The organism is Rhodococcus sp. Z13, from assembly GCF_025837095.1.
In the GTDB taxonomy this organism is placed as follows: Bacteria; Actinomycetota; Actinomycetes; order Mycobacteriales; family Mycobacteriaceae; genus Rhodococcus; species Rhodococcus sacchari.
This window is the reverse complement of sequence record NZ_CP107551.1, coordinates 34,671-51,818: the sequence shown is the minus strand read 5'-3', so window position 1 is coordinate 51,818 and position 17,148 is coordinate 34,671. Positions and strand designations below refer to the sequence as shown.

The window sequence follows — 17,148 nt, the reverse complement described above, 5'->3', positions numbered from 1 at the left end:
AGGTGAGATGCTAGCACCGACCATGACCCACGTCACGCCACCCGTCCATCGGCCCGCCCCGTCAACGGAAAACGAGTTCCCGATAGGGACTCACTTGTATAACCTGGTATGCAAACAACGGCGCCTCGGTGACGAGCGAAGAGCGGAGTTCGACCATGGACGAAACGCGGGCAGCACTCGACCACACCCTGCTCGACTGGGTGGCCGACACCGCCGGCGGGAAGATCGTCCACGTCGACCGGCGACCGGGCGGCGGACGCCGCGAGGCCTGGGTGGTGGACGTCGAGACCCCCGACGGCACAACACTTCCCCTCTTCCTGCGCTACGACCGCCTCGACCCCGCACAGCGAGGCGACCCGTTCACCCTGCACCGCGAGGCGCAGTTCTACCGCGCGTTCGCCGACTCCCCCGTCCCGATCCCCCGCATCGTCGGGGTCCACCCCACCGAACAGGCCATCCTGTCCGAACGGGTACCGGGGCAGGCCTGGTTCTCGCGCCTCACCGACGAGAACGAGCGGGTCGCGATCGCCTCGGACTTCATGCGCATCCTCGCCGAGATGCACCGCGTCGACCCGGCCCGGCTCGAACTCCCCGACCAGCATCCCGGCATGGGGCTGCGGCGGCTGGTGGAACACGAGATCGACGTCTGGGAGCGGATCTACCGCGACGCGGGCGGAAAGTCCGATCCCCTCGTCGAACTCGCGCTCGGCTGGGTGCGCCGCAACATCCCCGACGCCGACGGGCCGGTGGTGATCGTGCAGGGCGACACCGGACCGGGCAACTTCCTCTACGAGGACGGGAAGGTCACCGCCGTCCTCGATCTCGAACTCGGTCATCTCGGCGACCCGCACGACGATCTCGCGTGGGTCACCACCCGCGCCGTGCAGGAGCCGTTCACCGACATCCACGACCGGTTCGCGGACTACGAACGCGCCTCGGGCATGCGCATCGACCTCGACCGGGTGCGCTACTACCGCGTGCTCGCCGAACTGCGGATCGTCGTCCTCGGCACGGGCGGGGTCGACCTCCTGGGCGAGGTGGGCAACGCCCTCCCCTACGGCCTGCTCCACCGTCGACTGCTGGTCGAGGCACTCGCCGACGTCCTCGGCACCGACCTCGAGCTCCCGGCCGACGTCGAGGCCGAGCCGACCGAACTGCAATGGCTGTACGACGCTGCGCTGGAACAGATCCGGCACATCATCGTGCCGCGCAGCGAGGACGCCTTCGTCGTCCTGCGCAGCAAGGGCCTCGCCCGCATCCTGAAGTACCTCCGCGACGCGAACCGCTTCGGCGACCGCATCACCGAACGCGATCTCGACGACCTGGAGGCCGCGCTGGGGTCGCGCCCCGACACGGTGACCGACGGCACCACCGAACTGGTCGCACGGCACTTCGCCGGGGAGATCCCCATCGAGGACGTGCTGACCGTCCTCTTCCGCCAGATCGCCGGTCGCACCCAGCAGATGCGCTCGGCGATGGGCGTTCTCGCCGAACGGCACTTCGACGCCCTGTAGCCGCGGAGGACCTCACCCCTCCCCGGACGCCGGCAGCGTCACGGAGACGAGGTCCTCGTCCCCGGACGCCACCGCGAGCACCTCACGGAAGCCGTCCGCGATCGAACCGGCGAACACCTCCGGGTCCGGTACCGCGGCGGTGTCGGCGTTGATGCCGATGCAGCACTCGTCGATGTGGGACATCAGCGTGATGTTCACGGCCGCACCGATGGTGGGCGCGAACGGGTAGTACCTCAGTATCTCGGCACCGGCGAGATAGATGGGGATCGGCGAACCGGGCACGTTCGACGCGAGGAAGTCGATGTGCTCGAGCATCCCGCCCAGGGCACGCGGCGGCAGGACGTTCAGGGCCGCGGCGATGGCCTCGGACAACGGCACGGCCGGTTCGTTCCGCCAGGACCGCACGATCGCACGCACCCGGTGCATCAGCTCCACCGGATCGGTGACGTCGGTGGGAAGAGCGAAGCGCGCCAGGGTGATCCGGTTTCCGCCGATCTCGTCACCCTCCGCCCGCAGGCTGATCGGCATCGTCGTCATCAGTGCCCCCGCCTGCGTACCGTGCCGCACGTGATAGTGGTGCAATCCCAGCAGGACTCCGGCGAGGAACGCGTCGTTGAGCGAGGAGTCCGCCGCCTTCCCCGCGTCGCGCAGTGCCTGCAACGGCAGGTCGAGCGCCGCGACCTCCCGGACCGTGCTGCGCGCGGTCATCAACGGTGACCGCGTCGTGAACACGGGGCGCGCGTATCGGGCCACCGACCCGGCCGTGCCCACCACCGTCCGCAGCGCGGAGACGGGATCCGTCAGCGAGCGCAGGCCGAAGCGGGCGAGCCCGGGAACGGCCCGCCCGGCGAGATCGCGGGCCGTGGACACGTGCCAGATCAGAGCATCGACCAGATCCGAACCCCGTGCGACGGAGGAACTCTCCGGCAGCGGCGGCCGCTCGGTCTCGGTGCCGTCGCGTTCGAAGTCGACGACCTCGTTCGTGATCTGGATGCCCCCGATGCCGTCGGTGAGCGAGTGGTGCACCTTCAGCACGACCGCCGCCCGTCCGTCGTCGAGACCGTCGACGACCGTGGCCTCCCACAACGGTCGGTCCTTGTCGAACGCCGCCATCGCGGCCACCCGCGCCAGTGGCAGCACCGCCTCCAGCCCACCGCCGTGCGGCAGCGCGACCCGCCGCAGATGCCAGGACAGGTCGAAATCGGGATCGTCCACCCACCGCGGCGGAGCGAGCCCGACCCCCGGGTCGACGAGCCGCTGCCGGAAGGTCGGTACCGCCCGCGTGCCGCGTTCCATCGTGCGGACGAAGCGCTCCTGGTCCGGCGACCGGTCGAGCAGGGCGACGGCGACGATGGTGGACCTCAGGATCGGGTCGTCCTCCATCCGCCAGGACATCAGATCGGCCTGCGACATACGTCTGACATCACCGGTCATACGACTCACCCTCCCGCGGACGCGTGCCTGCGGGACAATCGTCTCACCGGCACCGGCAGATTCGGACCCACAGGAGGCGACTGGATCGTGTGTGGACGCTACGCCAGCACCAGCACCCGCAGTGATCTGCTCGCGGCATACGACGCGGTGGAGGCCGTCGGTGAGGAACTGCCGCCCTCCTACAACATCGCCCCCACGCAACGGGTGAACGTGGTGCTCGTACGCGCACCCCGCGACGATCCCGACGCCGAACCCGTCCGCATCGTTTCCTCCGAGGTGAAGTGGGGGCTGGTGCCGTTCTGGGCGAAGGACCCGAAGATCGGGTCGCGGATGATCAACGCCCGCTCCGAGACGATCACGCAGAAGCCGGCCTTCAAGGCCGCCGCGTCGCGGCGCCGCTGCATCCTCCCCGCCGACGGCTACTACGAGTGGATGAAGACCGAGGACGGGAAGAAGATCCCCTTCTTCCTGCACGGCGACGCGCCGCTGTCGATGGCCGGGCTCTACGAACTGTGGGCCGATCCGGACCTGCCGGAGGACCACCCCGACCGCTGGTTGTGGACGTGCACCGTGCTCACCCGGCCCGCCACCGACGCCGCCGGACACATCCACGAACGCTCCCCCGTGATCCTGCCGGAGACCTTCGTCGACCCCTGGCTCGATCCCGAACTCACCGACCGCGACGACGTCGACGCCCTACTGAATTCGATCCCCGAACCGACCCTCGAACCGTACGAGGTGAGCACCGCGGTCAATTCCCCGCGCAACAATTCCCCGGAACTGCTGCGTCCCGTCGGATCCTGACCGCTCACGGGCAACGGATGCGCAGCTCACACGGCCGGTGGGTCGGAGAAATACGGCATCCGAAATTGACTAAAGTTGCCGAGTGCGACTTTCACGGCAGGACTCGGGCGGTTCGACGACGACCACTTCGTTCTTCGACAGCCGGGCCGGCACCGCCACCGCCGCGATCACGTCGCTCGTCGCCGCCGGTGTGGTCGTGGCGATCCTCCTCGGCAGCGACCTCATCGATCTGCTCGTCTACCGCCTGGGCGCCCGGGTGCTGCTCGACGGCAAGGACCTCTACGGGCAGATGCCCCCGGTCCTCGACGACTTCACGCTGCCGTTCACCTATCCCCCGCTCTCGGCGATGCTGTTCGTCCCGCTGGCGGTGCTGCCCGTCGCACTGGGCAAGGTCGTCTTCACCCTCGTCTCCCTCGCCGCCCTGACCGTCACCCTGCGGCTGGTGATCACCCGGGTGTGGCCGCAGCTCGGTCCGCGCGCGTCGTGGACGGCGACGACCATCGCGGCCGCAGCCACCGTGCTCCTCGAACCCGTCCGCGAGACCATCAGCTTCGGGCAGATCAATCTCGTGCTGATGGCGCTGGTCGCGGTGGACGTGCTCACGAAGAACCCCAAGTGGCCGCGCGGTCTGCTGATCGGTCTCGCCGCCGCGGTGAAACTGACCCCCGCCGCGTTCCTGCTGCTCTTCCTGGTCCGCCGCGACCGCCGCACCAGCCTCACCATCGTCGCGTCGGCGGTGGGTTTCACCGCGCTGGCGTTCGCCCTGAAGCCGAGCGAGTCGGTGAAGTACTGGCTGCAGACCCTGCCGGACACCGGCCGGATCGGCCCCGCCTATTTCGGCACCAACGAGTCCTTCAAGGCCGTCGTGGCGCGGTTCGCCCCGCCCGAACTGATGGGCTCACTGCTGTGGCTGGTCGCGGTGGCGGTGATGCTGCTGGTCGCGGTGATCGCCATCCGCCGCGCCCTCGACCACGGTGAACTCGTCCCCGCGCTGCTCGCCAACGCGACCGCCGTCCTGCTCGCCTCGCCGGTGTCGTGGTCGCACCACTGGGTGTGGGTCGCCCCCGCATTGCTGGTGTTCGCCTTCGAGCTGATGCGCGGACCCGCCTCGCGCGGGGCCCTCGCCGTCGCCGCCGGTGTCACGGTGATCTTCCTGGTGGGCCCGCAGCACCTGTTGCCCTCCGGGAAGGACGTCGAACTCGACTGGGCCCTGTGGCAGCAGGCGCTCGGTGCCCTGTACGTGGTGGTCGGCGTCGGTTTCCTGGTCTGGCTCGCCTTCGTGCGCTACCAGGACGGCGCAGTCGCCACCCGCCCCGACACCCCCGAGGACGACTCGGCGCAGCCGCTGGGCAGCCGGCCCTGACGCCCGCCCCCGAAATCTCCCGCGGGAGACCCGCGAAGGCGTGATAGTGGAGGGGTGGCCCCGACGTCCGAGTACGCGGCCCGGCTCCGGACCGCTGCCCTGTACGTGACCCGGCCACGGGTCGCGGTACTCGAAGCCGTCGACGGACACCCCCACGCCGACACCGACACGATCCTCGTCGCCGTGCAGGAACGCATTCCGGGGGTGTCGCGCCAGACCGTCTACAGCGCGCTGCACGCCCTGACCGTGGCGGGTCTGATCCGTCGCATCCAGCCGGCAGGTCTGGTGGCCCGATACGAGTCTCGGGTCGGCGACGACCACCACCATCTGGTCTGCCGCGCGTGCGGGTCCATCACCGACGTCGACCGGGCCGTCGGCCGGTCGGACTGCCTGGCCACCCCGCAGGAGGACTTCCTCGTCGAACGGGCCGAGGTCGTCTACTGGGGTCTGTGCCCGGCCTGCTCGGCGCCGGAGTGAGCCGGGAGGAACGTCACTTCCTCCAGAACAGGTGATGGACCACGCCGCTCGGGCTCGGAACGACCTCGAGATGGAAGCGGTCCCGCAGTTCGTCCGGTGACTCCCACAGCTTCAACCCATGCCCGAACCGCACCGGCGCCACCACGACGTGCAGGGTGTCGACGAGGTCGGCGTCGAGGAACTGCCGGATGGTGGTCACTCCCCCGCCGAGCCGGACGTCCTTGCCGTGCGCGGCGATCCGGGCCTTCTCGAGCACGCTCGCCGGGTCGCCTCCGACGAAGTGGAAGGTGGTGTCGCCGAGGGTGAACGACGGCCGTTCGTGATGCGTCAGGACGAACACGGGGGTATGGAAGGGTGGCTCGTCGCCCCACCATCCCTGCCAGTCGTGATCGGTCCAGGGTCCGCGCTGGGGTCCGAACTTGTTGCGGCCCATGATCTCCGCACCGATGCCGTGGGAGAAGTCCCGGGCGAAGCAGTCGTCGAGGCCGCGGCTGCCGCCGGGGCCGGTGCGTACCGGCGACGACGCGGTGGCGAACAGCCACTCCATCAGCCTGCTCTGGTCGAGGCCGAAGGGGTTGTCGAGGGTCTGGTCCTCCCCCGCGCCGATGCCGTCGATCGAGACGGTGAAGTTCTGTACTCGCAGCAGTTGCGTCACCGGTGCCTCCTCGTGTCCGGACGAGAGATACGCACATGGAGACCACGGTGACGGCCGGAACTCATCGCCGAGCAGTGTTTGTTCACAGGAAGAGATCGGCGGCGGCCTGCACACGTTCGACGTGGGCACGCCACCGCGCGGCGTCGGTGTGGGGAAGGTTGTCGTTGCCCGGGCCGCGGCCGGCGAACCCGTCGATGTGCTCCCTCACGATGTCGACGTGCCCGGCGTGCCGCGCGGTCTCGACGATCATGTGCAGAATGGCCTGTCGCAGGGTCACGGGCCGGTCCGAGCCGGGCACCGTGCCCGTCGACGCGAGATCGAGTGCCTCGAAGGTCCCGGCGGCATGCTCCCAGGAGCGGCGGTAGAGGCCGACGACGTACTCACGGGATTCGTCGGGAGCTGCCCACATGTCGGCGTTCTCCTCCGCTCCGGGACGGAGCCAGGGCAGCTCGATCGGGGCGGGCCGGCCGAAGACGAGACCGAACCAGCCGAACTCGCAGCCCGCCAGGTGCTTCACCAGCCCCAGCAGATTCGTGCCGGTCGGGGTCATCGGGCGGCGCAGGTCGTGTTCCTGCAGGCCCTCGAGTTTCCACAGCACCGATTCGCGCAGCTCCTGGAGCTGCCCGACGAGCTCGGATCCGTACGACGATCCCCCGATCACACCGGCAGGATACGCAGGGACGCGCGGCTGTCCACGGGTTCCGCGACTGCCCCCCGGGAGTGTGCCATCCGGGTGGCGCCGCCGAAGGGGGCCGGAAACAGAAGAACCTGGAAGCAGAAGAACCCCGAAACGAAGAACGAGGTCACGATCTCCGTGGAGTTCGCGACCTCGTTCATCTGTGGGCGAAGGGGGACTTGAACCCCCACGTCCCGAAGGACACTGGCACCTGAAGCCAGCGCGTCTGCCATTCCGCCACTCGCCCGAGCAACGCCGAAAACATTAACACACGATGCGGCGATTCCACTATTCCGCTGGTAGGAGACCTGCGCAAGGGGTCTGCAGCGCCCTCGAGGGGCCGCCGGAGGAGCGTCGGAGAGTGCTACCGATCTCCCTCGGGTCGAATCGCGGGAAAAGTCGATACCATGCAGGAGCGAGGTCTGCATTGCGACACGCTGAGTACGGAAAGGGGGTCGCCATGGGTATCGCCCAGCGCTTCGAGCGCAAGCTCCAGGCTGCGATCGGCGACGCTTTCGCCCGCGTGTTCGGCGGCGGCGTCGTGCCTCAGGAGGTGGAGGCCGCCCTGCAGCAGGAGGCAGCAGACGGCGTCCAGCAACTCGACCGAGGACACGCGCTCGCCCCCAACAAGTACGTCATCACCATCAGCGAGTCCGATCACGAAGCCCTCGCCGCGGATCGGGACTTGACTGTGAAGGCCTTCTCCCGTCACCTTGAGGACTTCATCCGAGAGCAAGGATGGCAGACGTACGGTGAGGTCCACGTCGTCTTCGAGTCGTCGTCCGCACTGCACACCGGGCAGTTCCGGACCCGCGGCTCGGTAGATCCCGATGCGGGGCGCTCAGCGACGCGCGCGCCGTCATCACGGAACCCGCAGAACCGCCCATTCGTGAACTCTGAACCAGGAGCTGGCCCCATGACGCAGAACCCCGGCTACGACCCCAGCCGTGACCCCGCCGAAGCGGAACCTCAGTACGCACGCAACGGTCACGCGCACGTCGGCCAGGAGCAGCGCTACGCACAGGGCTACGGCAACGCCGGCTACGACCAGGCGCAGGGTGGTTACGACGCCCAGGCCTACGGGCAGCAGGCGTACGGCGACCAGAACTACCAGGATCCCGGCTACCAGCAGGCCGGCTACGACCAGCAGGCCTACGGCCAGCAGGGTTACGCGCAACCCCAGGCCTACAGCCAGGACTACCGCGGCGACTACCAGCAGGGTTACGACCAGCAGGCCTACGGGCAGCAGGGCTATCAGGATCCGGCCTACCAGCAGGGCGGCTACGACCAGCAGGCCTACGGCCAGCAGGGTTACGCGCAGCCCGGCTACGGTCAGCAGCAGTACGGCGAGCAGGCCGGTTACGACCAGGGCTACGGCGCCGCGGCCCCGGCCTACGACCAGAGCTACCAGCAGGGCGGCTACCAGTCGCCGGCCGCCGGCCGTGTCCTGACGGCCACCCTCCAGCTCGAGGACGGCAGCGGCCGCTACTACCAGCTCCGCGAGGGCAGCAACATCGTCGGCCGCGGGCAGGACGCCCAGTTCCGTCTGCCGGACACCGGCGTGTCACGTCGCCACATCGACATCCGCTGGGACGGCCAGGTCGCGATGCTCTCCGATCTCGGTTCCACCAACGGCACCACCGTCAACGGTGCGGCGGTCCAGGACTGGCAGCTCGCCGACGGTGATGTGATTCGCGCCGGGCACTCCGAGATCCTCGTACGCATCCTCTGAGCAGCCGAGATAGACGGACACACCGGATTCGTCCACATCGTCCGACGCGCGGCACCGCGCGTCGGACGCTGCGTGGAGTCGTCCGGTGTCCGTATTGTGAGTGACCGCAACGCACCGGACGAGAACGACCGGTCGACCAGCCAGAAGGAGGGCACGCCGTGCAGGGGCTGATTCTGCAGCTGACCCGGGCGGGATTCCTCCTCCTGCTGTGGCTGTTCGTGTGGGCCGTGCTGCGCACGCTCCGGTCCGACATCTACGCCGGCACCGCGCGGCCGCTGCCCCGGTATTCACCCAAGCAGTCGGTACTGCCCTCGCTGAGCCGCAACAAGACCGCCAAGTACCTGGTGGTCACGCAGGGGGCGCTGGCCGGTACCCGCATCACGCTGGGCACCCAGCCGGTGCTCATCGGGCGGGCCGACGACTCCACCCTCGTCCTGACCGACGACTACGCCTCGACCCGCCACGCCCGCCTGTCCCCGCGGGGCAGCGACTGGTACGTCGAGGACCTCGGGTCGACGAACGGTACGTATCTCGACCGTGCGAAGGTCACCACCGCTGTCCGTGTCCCGCTCGGCACTCCCGTCCGTGTGGGCAAGACCGTGATCGAGCTCCGCCCGTGACCCTCGTACTCCGTTACGCCGCCCGCAGCGACCGCGGCCTCGTCCGTTCCAACAACGAGGACTCCGTCTACGCCGGCGCGCGCCTGCTCGCCCTCGCCGACGGCATGGGTGGCCACGCCGCAGGCGAGGTCGCCTCACAACTGATGATCGCTGCGCTCGCCCATCTCGACGACGACGAGCCCGGCGGCGACCTCCTCGGCAAGCTGGCCGCCGCCGTCCGGGAGGGCAACGCCTCCATCGCCGACCAGGTGGAGGAGGAGCCCGAGCTCGACGGCATGGGCACGACCCTCACCGCAATCCTGTTCGCCGGCAGCAAGCTGGGTCTGGCGCACATCGGCGACTCCCGCGCCTACCTCCTGCGTGACAACCAGCTCACCCAGATCACCCGCGACGACACCTTCGTGCAGTCGCTGGTCGACGAGGGCCGCATCACCCCGGAACAGGCCCACACCCATCCGCAGCGGTCGCTGATCATGCGCGCGCTGACGGGCACCGAGGTCGAACCCACGCTCACGGTCCGCGAGGCCCGCGCCGGCGACCGCTATCTGGTGTGCTCGGACGGCCTGTCCGACGTCGTCAGCGACGAGACCATCGCCGAGACCATGCGGCAGGGCACCCACGACGAGTGCGCCGACCGCCTCATCGAACTCGCGCTGCGCAGCGGTGGCCCCGACAACGTCACCGTGGTCGTCGCCGACGTCATCGACCTCGACTACGGGCAGAGCAATCCCATCGTGGCGGGCGCGGCGTCGGGGGACGACGACGATGACACTCCCCCGCCGAACACCGCGGCCGGTCGTGCCGCGGCGATGCGTCCCCCGCGTGCCACCCCGAAGCGGGTCATCAACAAGGCCCCGGAACCCGAACCGAAGAAGAAGCGCAGCCGCCTGTTCTGGCCGTCGATCGCGATCCTGGTGATCGCGGCGCTGGCCGGTGGCCTGCTGCTGGGCCGGCAGCTGATCCGCAACAACTACTACGTGGCCGCCGACGAGGGCCGCGTCGCGGTGCTGCGCGGCATCCCCGGCAACGTCTTCGGTTACTCGCTGCAGGAGGTGGCCCGCGTCGGCTGCATCACCGACGAGGGCGACCTGACACTCGTCGATCCGGCCTCGGCGCAGTGCCGAGTGATGCTCGTCGACGATCTGTGGCCCGCCGCGCGCGAGCAGGTGCGCGCCGGTCTGCCGTCGGGTTCTCTCGACGACACGCGCGAGCAGATGCAGCGGCTCGCCGAACTCGACCTGCTGCCGGTATGCGAGGAGAAGAGGCCGGAACCCGAGCCCGCACCGGCGCCGCCCGGCGCCCCCACTCCGGAACCGAACGGTGCCGCTCCCGCCGAGACCCCGGCCCCCGAGACCCCGGCGACGGGTGAACCGGCGCCTGCCCCGCAGGAACCGCAGCAGATCACCCCGGTTCCCGAACAGGCACCCCAGATCCCTGGACAGAACTGCAGGGTGGGCGCCTGATGTCGGTGTCCCATGGTTTGGGGGCGTTCCCGAGCCCGCCCGGTGGTTTCGCGCCGGCTCCGGTCCAGTCGACGCGCCGCAACACCGAGCTGGCACTGCTGCTCGCGGCGATCGCCATCACGACGGTCTCGCTCATGCTCGTCGAGGTGTCGATGGAGCAGACCATCACCCTGGACCTGCTCGAATACGGCGCGGCCTATGCCGGCCTGTTCCTGATCGCACACCTGGCGGTGCGGCGCTTCGCGAAGTACGCCGATCCGCTGCTGCTGCCGATCGTGGCGCTGCTCAACGGGCTCGGGCTCGTGCTCATCCACCGGCTGGACCTGTCCGACCAGGAGAACGCCCGCTACATGGGGCTCGATCCGCCGTCCCCCGATGCGACCCAGCAGGTGCTGTGGACGGCGCTCGGCATCGCCCTGTTCATCGTCGTGCTGATCTTCCTGCGCGACTACCGGCTGCTGGCGCGCTACAGTTACACCCTCGGTCTCGTCGGTCTGGTGGCCCTGGCGATCCCGGCGCTGCTGCCGAGCAGTTTCTCCGAGGTCAACGGCGCGAAGATCTGGATCCGGCTGCCCGGCTTCAGCATCCAGCCGGGTGAGTTCGCGAAGATCCTGCTGATCATCTTCTTCGCGTCGGTGCTCGTCGCCAAGCGCGACCTGTTCACCACCGCGGGCCGGCACTTCCTCGGCATGGACTTCCCGCGCGCCCGCGATCTCGGGCCGATCCTCGCCGCGTGGATCATCTCGATCGGCGTGATGGTCTTCGAGAAGGACCTCGGCACGTCGCTGCTGCTGTTCACGACCGTGCTGGTGATGCTCTACATCGCCACCGAGCGGGTCGGCTGGCTGATCATCGGGTTCTCGCTGCTCGCCGTCGGCTTCTACGCGGCGTACCACATGTTCGGGCACGTGCAGGTCCGTGTGGAGACCTGGCTCGACCCCCTCGCCGACTACAACAACACCGGCTACCAGATCTCCCAGTCGCTGTTCGGTCTCGCGACCGGTGGGGTGGCCGGGACCGGTCTGGGCAGCGGACGCCCCGGTCAGGTGCCGTTCGCGAAGACCGACTTCATCATCGCGGCGATCGGTGAGGAACTCGGGCTGATCGGCCTGTCCGCGATCCTGCTGCTGTTCCTGATCCTCGTGATCCGGGGCATGCGCACCGCGCTGGCGGTACGCGACAGCTTCGGCAAGCTGCTCGCCGCCGGCCTGTCGTTCACCCTCGCCGTCCAGCTGTTCGTGGTGGTCGGCGGCGTCACGAAATTGATCCCCCTGACGGGCCTGACCACGCCGTTCGTCTCGTACGGCGGTTCGTCGCTCCTCGCCAACTATCTGCTCCTGGCTCTGTTGATGAAGATCTCGCACGCTGCCCGTGAACCCGCGGTTCCTCGGAAGAGGACACCGCCGCCGATCGCCGATGCACCGACGGAAATGATGGGGCGCGAATGAACGGTCCGCTCCGCAGAGTCGCGATGGCCGTGATGTTCATGGTGGTGGCGCTGCTCGCCAATGCCACCTACGTGCAGGTCATCAAGGCCGACGACCTCCGTACCGACCCGCGCAACTCGCGGGTGCTCCTCGACGAGTACTCGCGGCAGCGCGGGCAGATCGTCGCCGCCGGGCAGGCGCTGGCCGTGTCGGTGCCCACCGACAGCCGCTACAAGTACCTGCGCGAGTACCCGGCGACGCCGACCCAGCCGATGAGCCCGCTCGCGTACGCCCCGGTGACGGGCTTCTACTCGATGCAGTACGGCAGCACCGGCATCGAACGCGCCGAGGACTCGCTGCTCAACGGCTCCGACAACCTGCTGTTCGGGCGGCGCCTGTTCGACCTGGTGTCGGGCCGCAACCCGCGCGGCGGCAATGTCGTCACCACGATCGACCCGGTGATGCAGCAGGTCGCCTACGACGAGCTGACGTCGAAGGGTTACACGGGTTCGGTGGTCGCGATCGAGCCGGCGACCGGCCGGATCCTGGCGATGGTGAGCACCCCGAGCTACGACCCGAACCGGTTGTCCGGGCACGACGGCGCCGCGACCTCGCAGGCCTGGGACGAGCTGAACTCCGATCCCGACAAGCCGATGCTCAACCGGGCGATCTCCCAGACCTATCCCCCGGGCTCGACCTTCAAGGTCGTGGTGACCGCGGCGGCGCTCGAGAACGGTGTCACCCCCGACACCCTGTTCACCGCGGCCCCGCAGATCACGCTGCCCGACACCACAACGACCCTCGAGAACTACGGCGGCGCGACCTGCGGCGACGGGGCGACGGTGACCCTGCGCGAGGCGTTCGCCCGGTCGTGCAACACCGCCTTCGTGGAGATGGGCATCGACACCGGCCGCGACGCGCTCGAAGCGCAGGCCGAGGCGCTCGGCATCGGTGAGACCCTCGACGTGCCGCTGCCGGTCGCGGCGAGCACCGTCGGCCCGATCCCGGACGGCGCCGCGCTCGGCCAGTCGAGCATCGGCCAGCGCGACGTGGCGCTCACCCCGCTGCAGAACGCGTCGATCGCCGCGACCGTCGCCAACGGTGGGGTGAGGATGCAGCCCTATCTCGTCGACCGCCTGCAGGGCCCGGACCTGACGGTACTCGAGGAGACCAAGCCCGAGTCGCTCGGCCAGGCCATTCCGCCGGAGGTCGCCGCGACCCTCACCGATCTGATGATCGGTGCCGAGAACTACGCCGGTGGCCAGGGTGCGATCCCGGGGGTGCAGATCGCGTCGAAGACCGGTACCGCGGAGCACGGCAGCGACCCGCGGAACACTCCTCCGCACACCTGGTACATCGCGTTCGCGCCGGCGCAGCAGCCGACCGTGGCCGTCGCGGTGATCGTGGAGGACGGCGGCGACCGGGCACTCGCCGCGACCGGCGGCTCGGTGGCCGCACCGATCGGACGGGCCGTGATCGCGGCCGGACTACAGGGGGGCTGACATGGCACTGAGCAGCGGGGCCATGATCGCCGACCGCTACCGTCTGCAGCGACTCATCGCCACCGGCGGCATGGGTCAGGTGTGGGAGGGACTCGACACGCGGCTCGACCGGCGGGTCGCGGTGAAGGTCCTCAAGGCCGAACTGTCCGGCGACGAGGACTTCCTCGGCCGTTTCCGGTTCGAGGCGCGCACGACGGCGCAGCTCAACCATCCGGGTATCGCCGGGGTGTTCGACTACGGCGAGACCACCGACAGCGAGGGTCAGGCCCTCGCCTATCTGGTGATGGAACTCGTGCACGGCGAACCGCTCAACGCGGTGCTGTCGCGGGTCGGCCGCCTGTCGCTGCCGCACGCCCTGGACATGCTCGAGCAGACCGGCCGGGCGCTGCAGGCCGCCCACAACGCCGGGGTGGTGCACCGCGACGTCAAGCCCGGCAACATCCTGATCACCCCCACCGGCCAGGTGAAGATCACCGACTTCGGTATCGCCAAGGCCGTCGACGCGTCCCCGGTGACCCGCACCGGCATGGTGATGGGCACCGCCCAGTACATCGCTCCCGAACAGGCCCTCGGGCAGGAGGCCACCTCGGCGTCCGACGTGTACTCGCTGGCCGTCGTCGGCTACGAGGCCCTCGCGGGACGCCGCCCGTTCCTCGGCGACAGCGTCGTCACCGTCGCGATGAAACACGTGCAGGAGACGCCGGCGCCGCTGCCCGCCGACCTGCCGGCGGAAGTGCGCGGTCTCATCGAGATCGCGATGTCGAAGGATCCCTCCCACCGCTACGCCAACGGCGGCGAGTTCGCGAACGCCGTCGCCGCGGTGCGGGCGGGACGTCCCGCGCCGCCGCCCGGCAACGTGCCGCCGGTGACCAGCGCGAACCGTGTGCTTCCCCCGGGTGTGCCGGGAACGGCGGCGCCCACCGCGGCGACCCGTGCCCTGAATCCGACGCAGCAGTACGGCAACACCGCGTACGCGTCCGTGCCGCGCGCTGCGCAGCCGCCCACCTCGGGCCGGCCCCCGGTGGGCCCGTCCACCGCGGCGACCCCCACCGGTGACGGCGGCCGTAAGTCGCCGAGCCCGACCGCGCTGGCCTGGGCGGCGGGGATCGCCGTCGTGCTCGCGCTGGTGGCGCTGGGGATCGTGCTGCTCGGGGGCGGCGACGAACCGGATCGGTCGCCCTCGCCCACCACCCAGTTGACGACGACGCGGCAGGCCACCACCACGACGACCACCACGACGCGTCGTCCGCTCCCGCCGCCGATCATCGAGGAACCGGAGACCTTCACGCCGACCCCGACGACCGTGCGGCCCACCACCACGGTGCCGACGACGACCGAGGCGCCCACGACCACCGTTCCCCCCACGACCACCACGACGACGGTCCCGACCACCACCGAGACGACGACCACCACGACCGAGGAAACCGAAACCCCGGACGAGAGCGGCGGCGGGGACGGGTCCGAGAACGAGGCCTCGGGCGGAAGGAACGACAATTCATCCGGAACCAGCAACGGTACGAACACTCGAGGAACGTCATGACCACACCGCGCAAGCTCTCCTCCCGCTACGAGCTGGGTGAGATCCTCGGCTTCGGTGGTATGTCCGAGGTTCACCTCGCGCGGGATCTGAGGCTCGGCCGGGATGTGGCCATCAAGGTGCTGCGAGCGGATCTGGCCCGCGATCCCACGTTCTACCTGCGGTTCCGTCGTGAGGCGCAGAACGCCGCCGCGCTGAACCATCCGGCGATCGTCGCCGTCTACGACACCGGTGAGGCCGAGACCGAGGCCGGTCCCCTGCCGTACATCGTCATGGAGTACGTCGAGGGCGAGACGCTGCGCGACATCGTCCGGTCGAACGGTCCGCTGGCCCCGAAGCGGGCGATGGAGATCATCGCCGACGTGTGTGCGGCCCTGGACTTCAGCCACCGCAACATGATCGTGCACCGCGACGTGAAGCCCGCGAACGTCATGATCAACAAGGCCGGCGCCGTGAAGGTCATGGACTTCGGCATCGCCCGCGCCATCTCCGACGCGGCGAGCCCGATGACGCAGACCGCCGCGGTGATCGGCACCGCGCAGTACCTGTCGCCGGAGCAGGCCCGCGGTGAGCAGGTCGACGCGCGGTCGGACGTCTACTCCGTCGGCTGCGTGCTGTTCGAGATCCTCACCGGGGAGCCGCCCTTCAAGGGTGATTCGCCGGTCGCGGTGGCCTACCAGCACGTGCGGGAGGATCCGCCGCTGCCGTCGTCGGTGAATCCGGCGGTGCCGCCGGAACTCGACTCGGTGATCCTCAAAGCGATGGCGAAGAACCCCGCCAACCGTTACCAGTCGGCCGCGGAGATGCGCAGCGACCTGATCCGTGTGCTCAGCGGCCAGCGGCCGAGCGCGCCGATGGTGATGACCGACGAGGACCGCACCACGCTGATCGACGCCGTCGACACGGGGGCGGGCCGGCACAGCCGCGCCGCCGCCGTCGTCGGGACGGGCGGATCGGGTGCGGACGGATCCGGATCCGGGTCGGTGCTCAAGAAGGTGCTGCTCGGCCTCGCCGCCGTGCTGGTCGTCGGCATTGTCGGGGTGTTCCTGTGGACGCTCGGACCGGGCTCGACGGCCGCGCAGGTCGCCGTCCCCGACGTGCGGAACCTGTCCGCACAGGAGGCGGAGGCCCGCCTGCAGGACGCCGGTTTCCGCGTCGCGCTCCAGCAGAAGAGCGACGCGGTGGTCGCGAACGGCAACGTCATCAACACCCGGCCCGTGCCAGGCACCCAGGCCGAGGAGGGCTCGACGGTGACGATCGAGGTGTCGACCGGGCCCGAACAGGTACAGATCCCGCGGTTGGCGGGCATGACGGAGGAACGCGCCGCGCAGGAACTCGCCGCGGTGGGCCTGCGCCTGGACCCGAACATCAAGCGCGCGCCGTCCGGGAAGGACGACGAGAACCTGGTCGTCGAGCAGAACCCCGCCGCGGGGGCGAGCATCGACCGTGACAGCACGATCACCATCACCCTCGGCAGCGGCCCGGAGATGATCCGGGTGCCCAACGTGGTGGGCCAGACCGTCGAGGTGGCTCGCGGCAACGTCGAGGGCGCCGGCTTCGAGGTGGTCGTCGAACAGATCGACTCCAGCGAGCCGGAGGGCACCGTGGTGTCCACCAGCCCGGCCGGTGGGGCCTCGGGTGAGCGCGGCGAGACCGTCACCCTGCGGGTCTCCAACGGCGACCGCATCGAGATGCCGGTCCTCACCAACCGCTCGGTGTCGGAGGCTCTGGCGGCGCTGCGCAGCGCCGGCTGGACGGGCAACGCCTCGCAGCTGCAGCAGACGCGGGAGGCCACCCTGGACGTCGACATGGTGGGCACCGTGATCACCCAGGCCCAGCCGCCGGGCTCGGAGATCTCGAAGAACGAGACGATCTCCGTGGGTGTGGGTGTGCTCGGTATCCGCTGACCCCCGGCGACGAACGGCAGAGGCAGCGAACAGCAGA

At 69.6% G+C, this 17,148-nt stretch carries 14 protein-coding genes and 1 tRNA gene; 11 read left to right on the top strand and 4 right to left on the bottom strand.

What is annotated here, in order from left to right; genetic code table 11:
• Positions 1–155 precede the first annotated feature (155 nt).
• Complete coding sequence (locus tag OED52_RS00240) at positions 156–1,514, top strand: phosphotransferase family protein (RefSeq protein WP_264152736.1); 1,359 nt, start codon at positions 156–158, stop codon at positions 1,512–1,514.
• A 12-nt stretch (positions 1,515–1,526) separates the two neighbouring features.
• Here the strand turns inward: OED52_RS00240 and OED52_RS00235 are convergent, their stop codons facing one another.
• Positions 1,527–2,948: a wax ester/triacylglycerol synthase domain-containing protein gene (locus OED52_RS00235; protein ID WP_264152735.1), complete on the bottom strand. Its 1,422-nt coding sequence runs from the start codon at positions 2,946–2,948 to the stop codon at positions 1,527–1,529.
• An 87-nt stretch (positions 2,949–3,035) separates the two neighbouring features.
• Between OED52_RS00235 and OED52_RS00230 the strand changes: the two genes are divergently transcribed.
• The 3 genes from OED52_RS00230 (at position 3,036) to OED52_RS00220 (ending at position 5,592) form a co-directional block, all read left to right on the top strand.
• Entirely contained in the window at positions 3,036–3,752 is a 717-nt protein-coding gene (locus tag OED52_RS00230; RefSeq protein WP_264152734.1) for an SOS response-associated peptidase, read from the top strand.
• 82 nt (positions 3,753–3,834) lie between these two features.
• A complete protein-coding gene (locus tag OED52_RS00225; RefSeq protein WP_264152733.1) occupies positions 3,835–5,115 on the top strand; it encodes a glycosyltransferase 87 family protein in 1,281 nt (426 codons plus the stop codon).
• Between the two features lie 54 nt (positions 5,116–5,169).
• A complete protein-coding gene (locus OED52_RS00220; protein WP_264152732.1) occupies positions 5,170–5,592 on the top strand; it encodes a Fur family transcriptional regulator in 423 nt (140 codons plus the stop codon).
• Positions 5,593–5,605: 13 nt separating this feature from the next.
• Here the strand turns inward: OED52_RS00220 and OED52_RS00215 are convergent, their stop codons facing one another.
• From OED52_RS00215 to OED52_RS00205, 3 genes are all read right to left on the bottom strand, one after another.
• Positions 5,606–6,247 carry a dihydrofolate reductase family protein gene (locus tag OED52_RS00215; RefSeq protein WP_264152731.1) on the bottom strand — a complete coding sequence of 214 codons (642 nt, stop codon included), beginning with the start codon at positions 6,245–6,247 and terminating at the stop codon, positions 5,606–5,608.
• A gap of 82 nt (positions 6,248–6,329) precedes the next feature.
• The gene (locus OED52_RS00210; RefSeq protein WP_264152730.1) at positions 6,330–6,908 is read right to left on the bottom strand and encodes a DinB family protein; all 579 of its coding nucleotides are present in this window, start codon (positions 6,906–6,908) and stop codon (positions 6,330–6,332) included.
• Positions 6,909–7,087: 179 nt separating this feature from the next.
• Positions 7,088–7,170 (bottom strand) — tRNA-Leu (locus tag OED52_RS00205).
• Between the two features lie 213 nt (positions 7,171–7,383).
• On the opposite strand from OED52_RS00205, the gene OED52_RS00200 reads away from it, so the two are divergent.
• The 7 genes from OED52_RS00200 to pknB all read left to right on the top strand — a co-directional run bounded on the left by OED52_RS00200 (position 7,384) and on the right by pknB (position 17,111).
• Positions 7,384–8,655: a DUF3662 and FHA domain-containing protein gene (locus OED52_RS00200; protein WP_264152729.1), complete on the top strand. Its 1,272-nt coding sequence runs from the start codon at positions 7,384–7,386 to the stop codon at positions 8,653–8,655.
• A gap of 158 nt (positions 8,656–8,813) precedes the next feature.
• On the top strand, positions 8,814–9,275 hold the full coding sequence (locus OED52_RS00195; RefSeq protein ID WP_264152728.1) for an FHA domain-containing protein FhaB/FipA: 462 nt from the start codon (positions 8,814–8,816) through the stop codon (positions 9,273–9,275).
• Positions 9,272–10,738, top strand: a complete 1,467-nt coding sequence (locus OED52_RS00190) for a PP2C family protein-serine/threonine phosphatase (RefSeq protein ID WP_264152727.1) — start codon at positions 9,272–9,274, stop codon at positions 10,736–10,738. Before OED52_RS00195 ends, OED52_RS00190 begins: the two co-directional genes overlap by 4 nt.
• The gene (locus tag OED52_RS00185; protein WP_264152726.1) at positions 10,738–12,186 is read left to right on the top strand and encodes an FtsW/RodA/SpoVE family cell cycle protein; all 1,449 of its coding nucleotides are present in this window, start codon (positions 10,738–10,740) and stop codon (positions 12,184–12,186) included. The genes OED52_RS00190 and OED52_RS00185 overlap by 1 nt, the downstream gene beginning before the upstream one ends.
• Complete coding sequence (locus OED52_RS00180) at positions 12,183–13,667, top strand: peptidoglycan D,D-transpeptidase FtsI family protein (protein ID WP_264152725.1); 1,485 nt, start codon at positions 12,183–12,185, stop codon at positions 13,665–13,667. The genes OED52_RS00185 and OED52_RS00180 overlap by 4 nt, the downstream gene beginning before the upstream one ends.
• Before the next feature lies 1 nt (position 13,668).
• On the top strand, positions 13,669–15,207 hold the full coding sequence (locus OED52_RS00175) for a serine/threonine-protein kinase (protein ID WP_264152724.1): 1,539 nt from the start codon (positions 13,669–13,671) through the stop codon (positions 15,205–15,207).
• Positions 15,204–17,111 (top strand): Stk1 family PASTA domain-containing Ser/Thr kinase, encoded by a 1,908-nt coding sequence (pknB, locus tag OED52_RS00170; protein WP_264152723.1) that lies wholly within the window; start codon positions 15,204–15,206, stop codon positions 17,109–17,111. The genes OED52_RS00175 and pknB overlap by 4 nt, the downstream gene beginning before the upstream one ends.
• Positions 17,112–17,148: the final 37 nt, after the last annotated feature.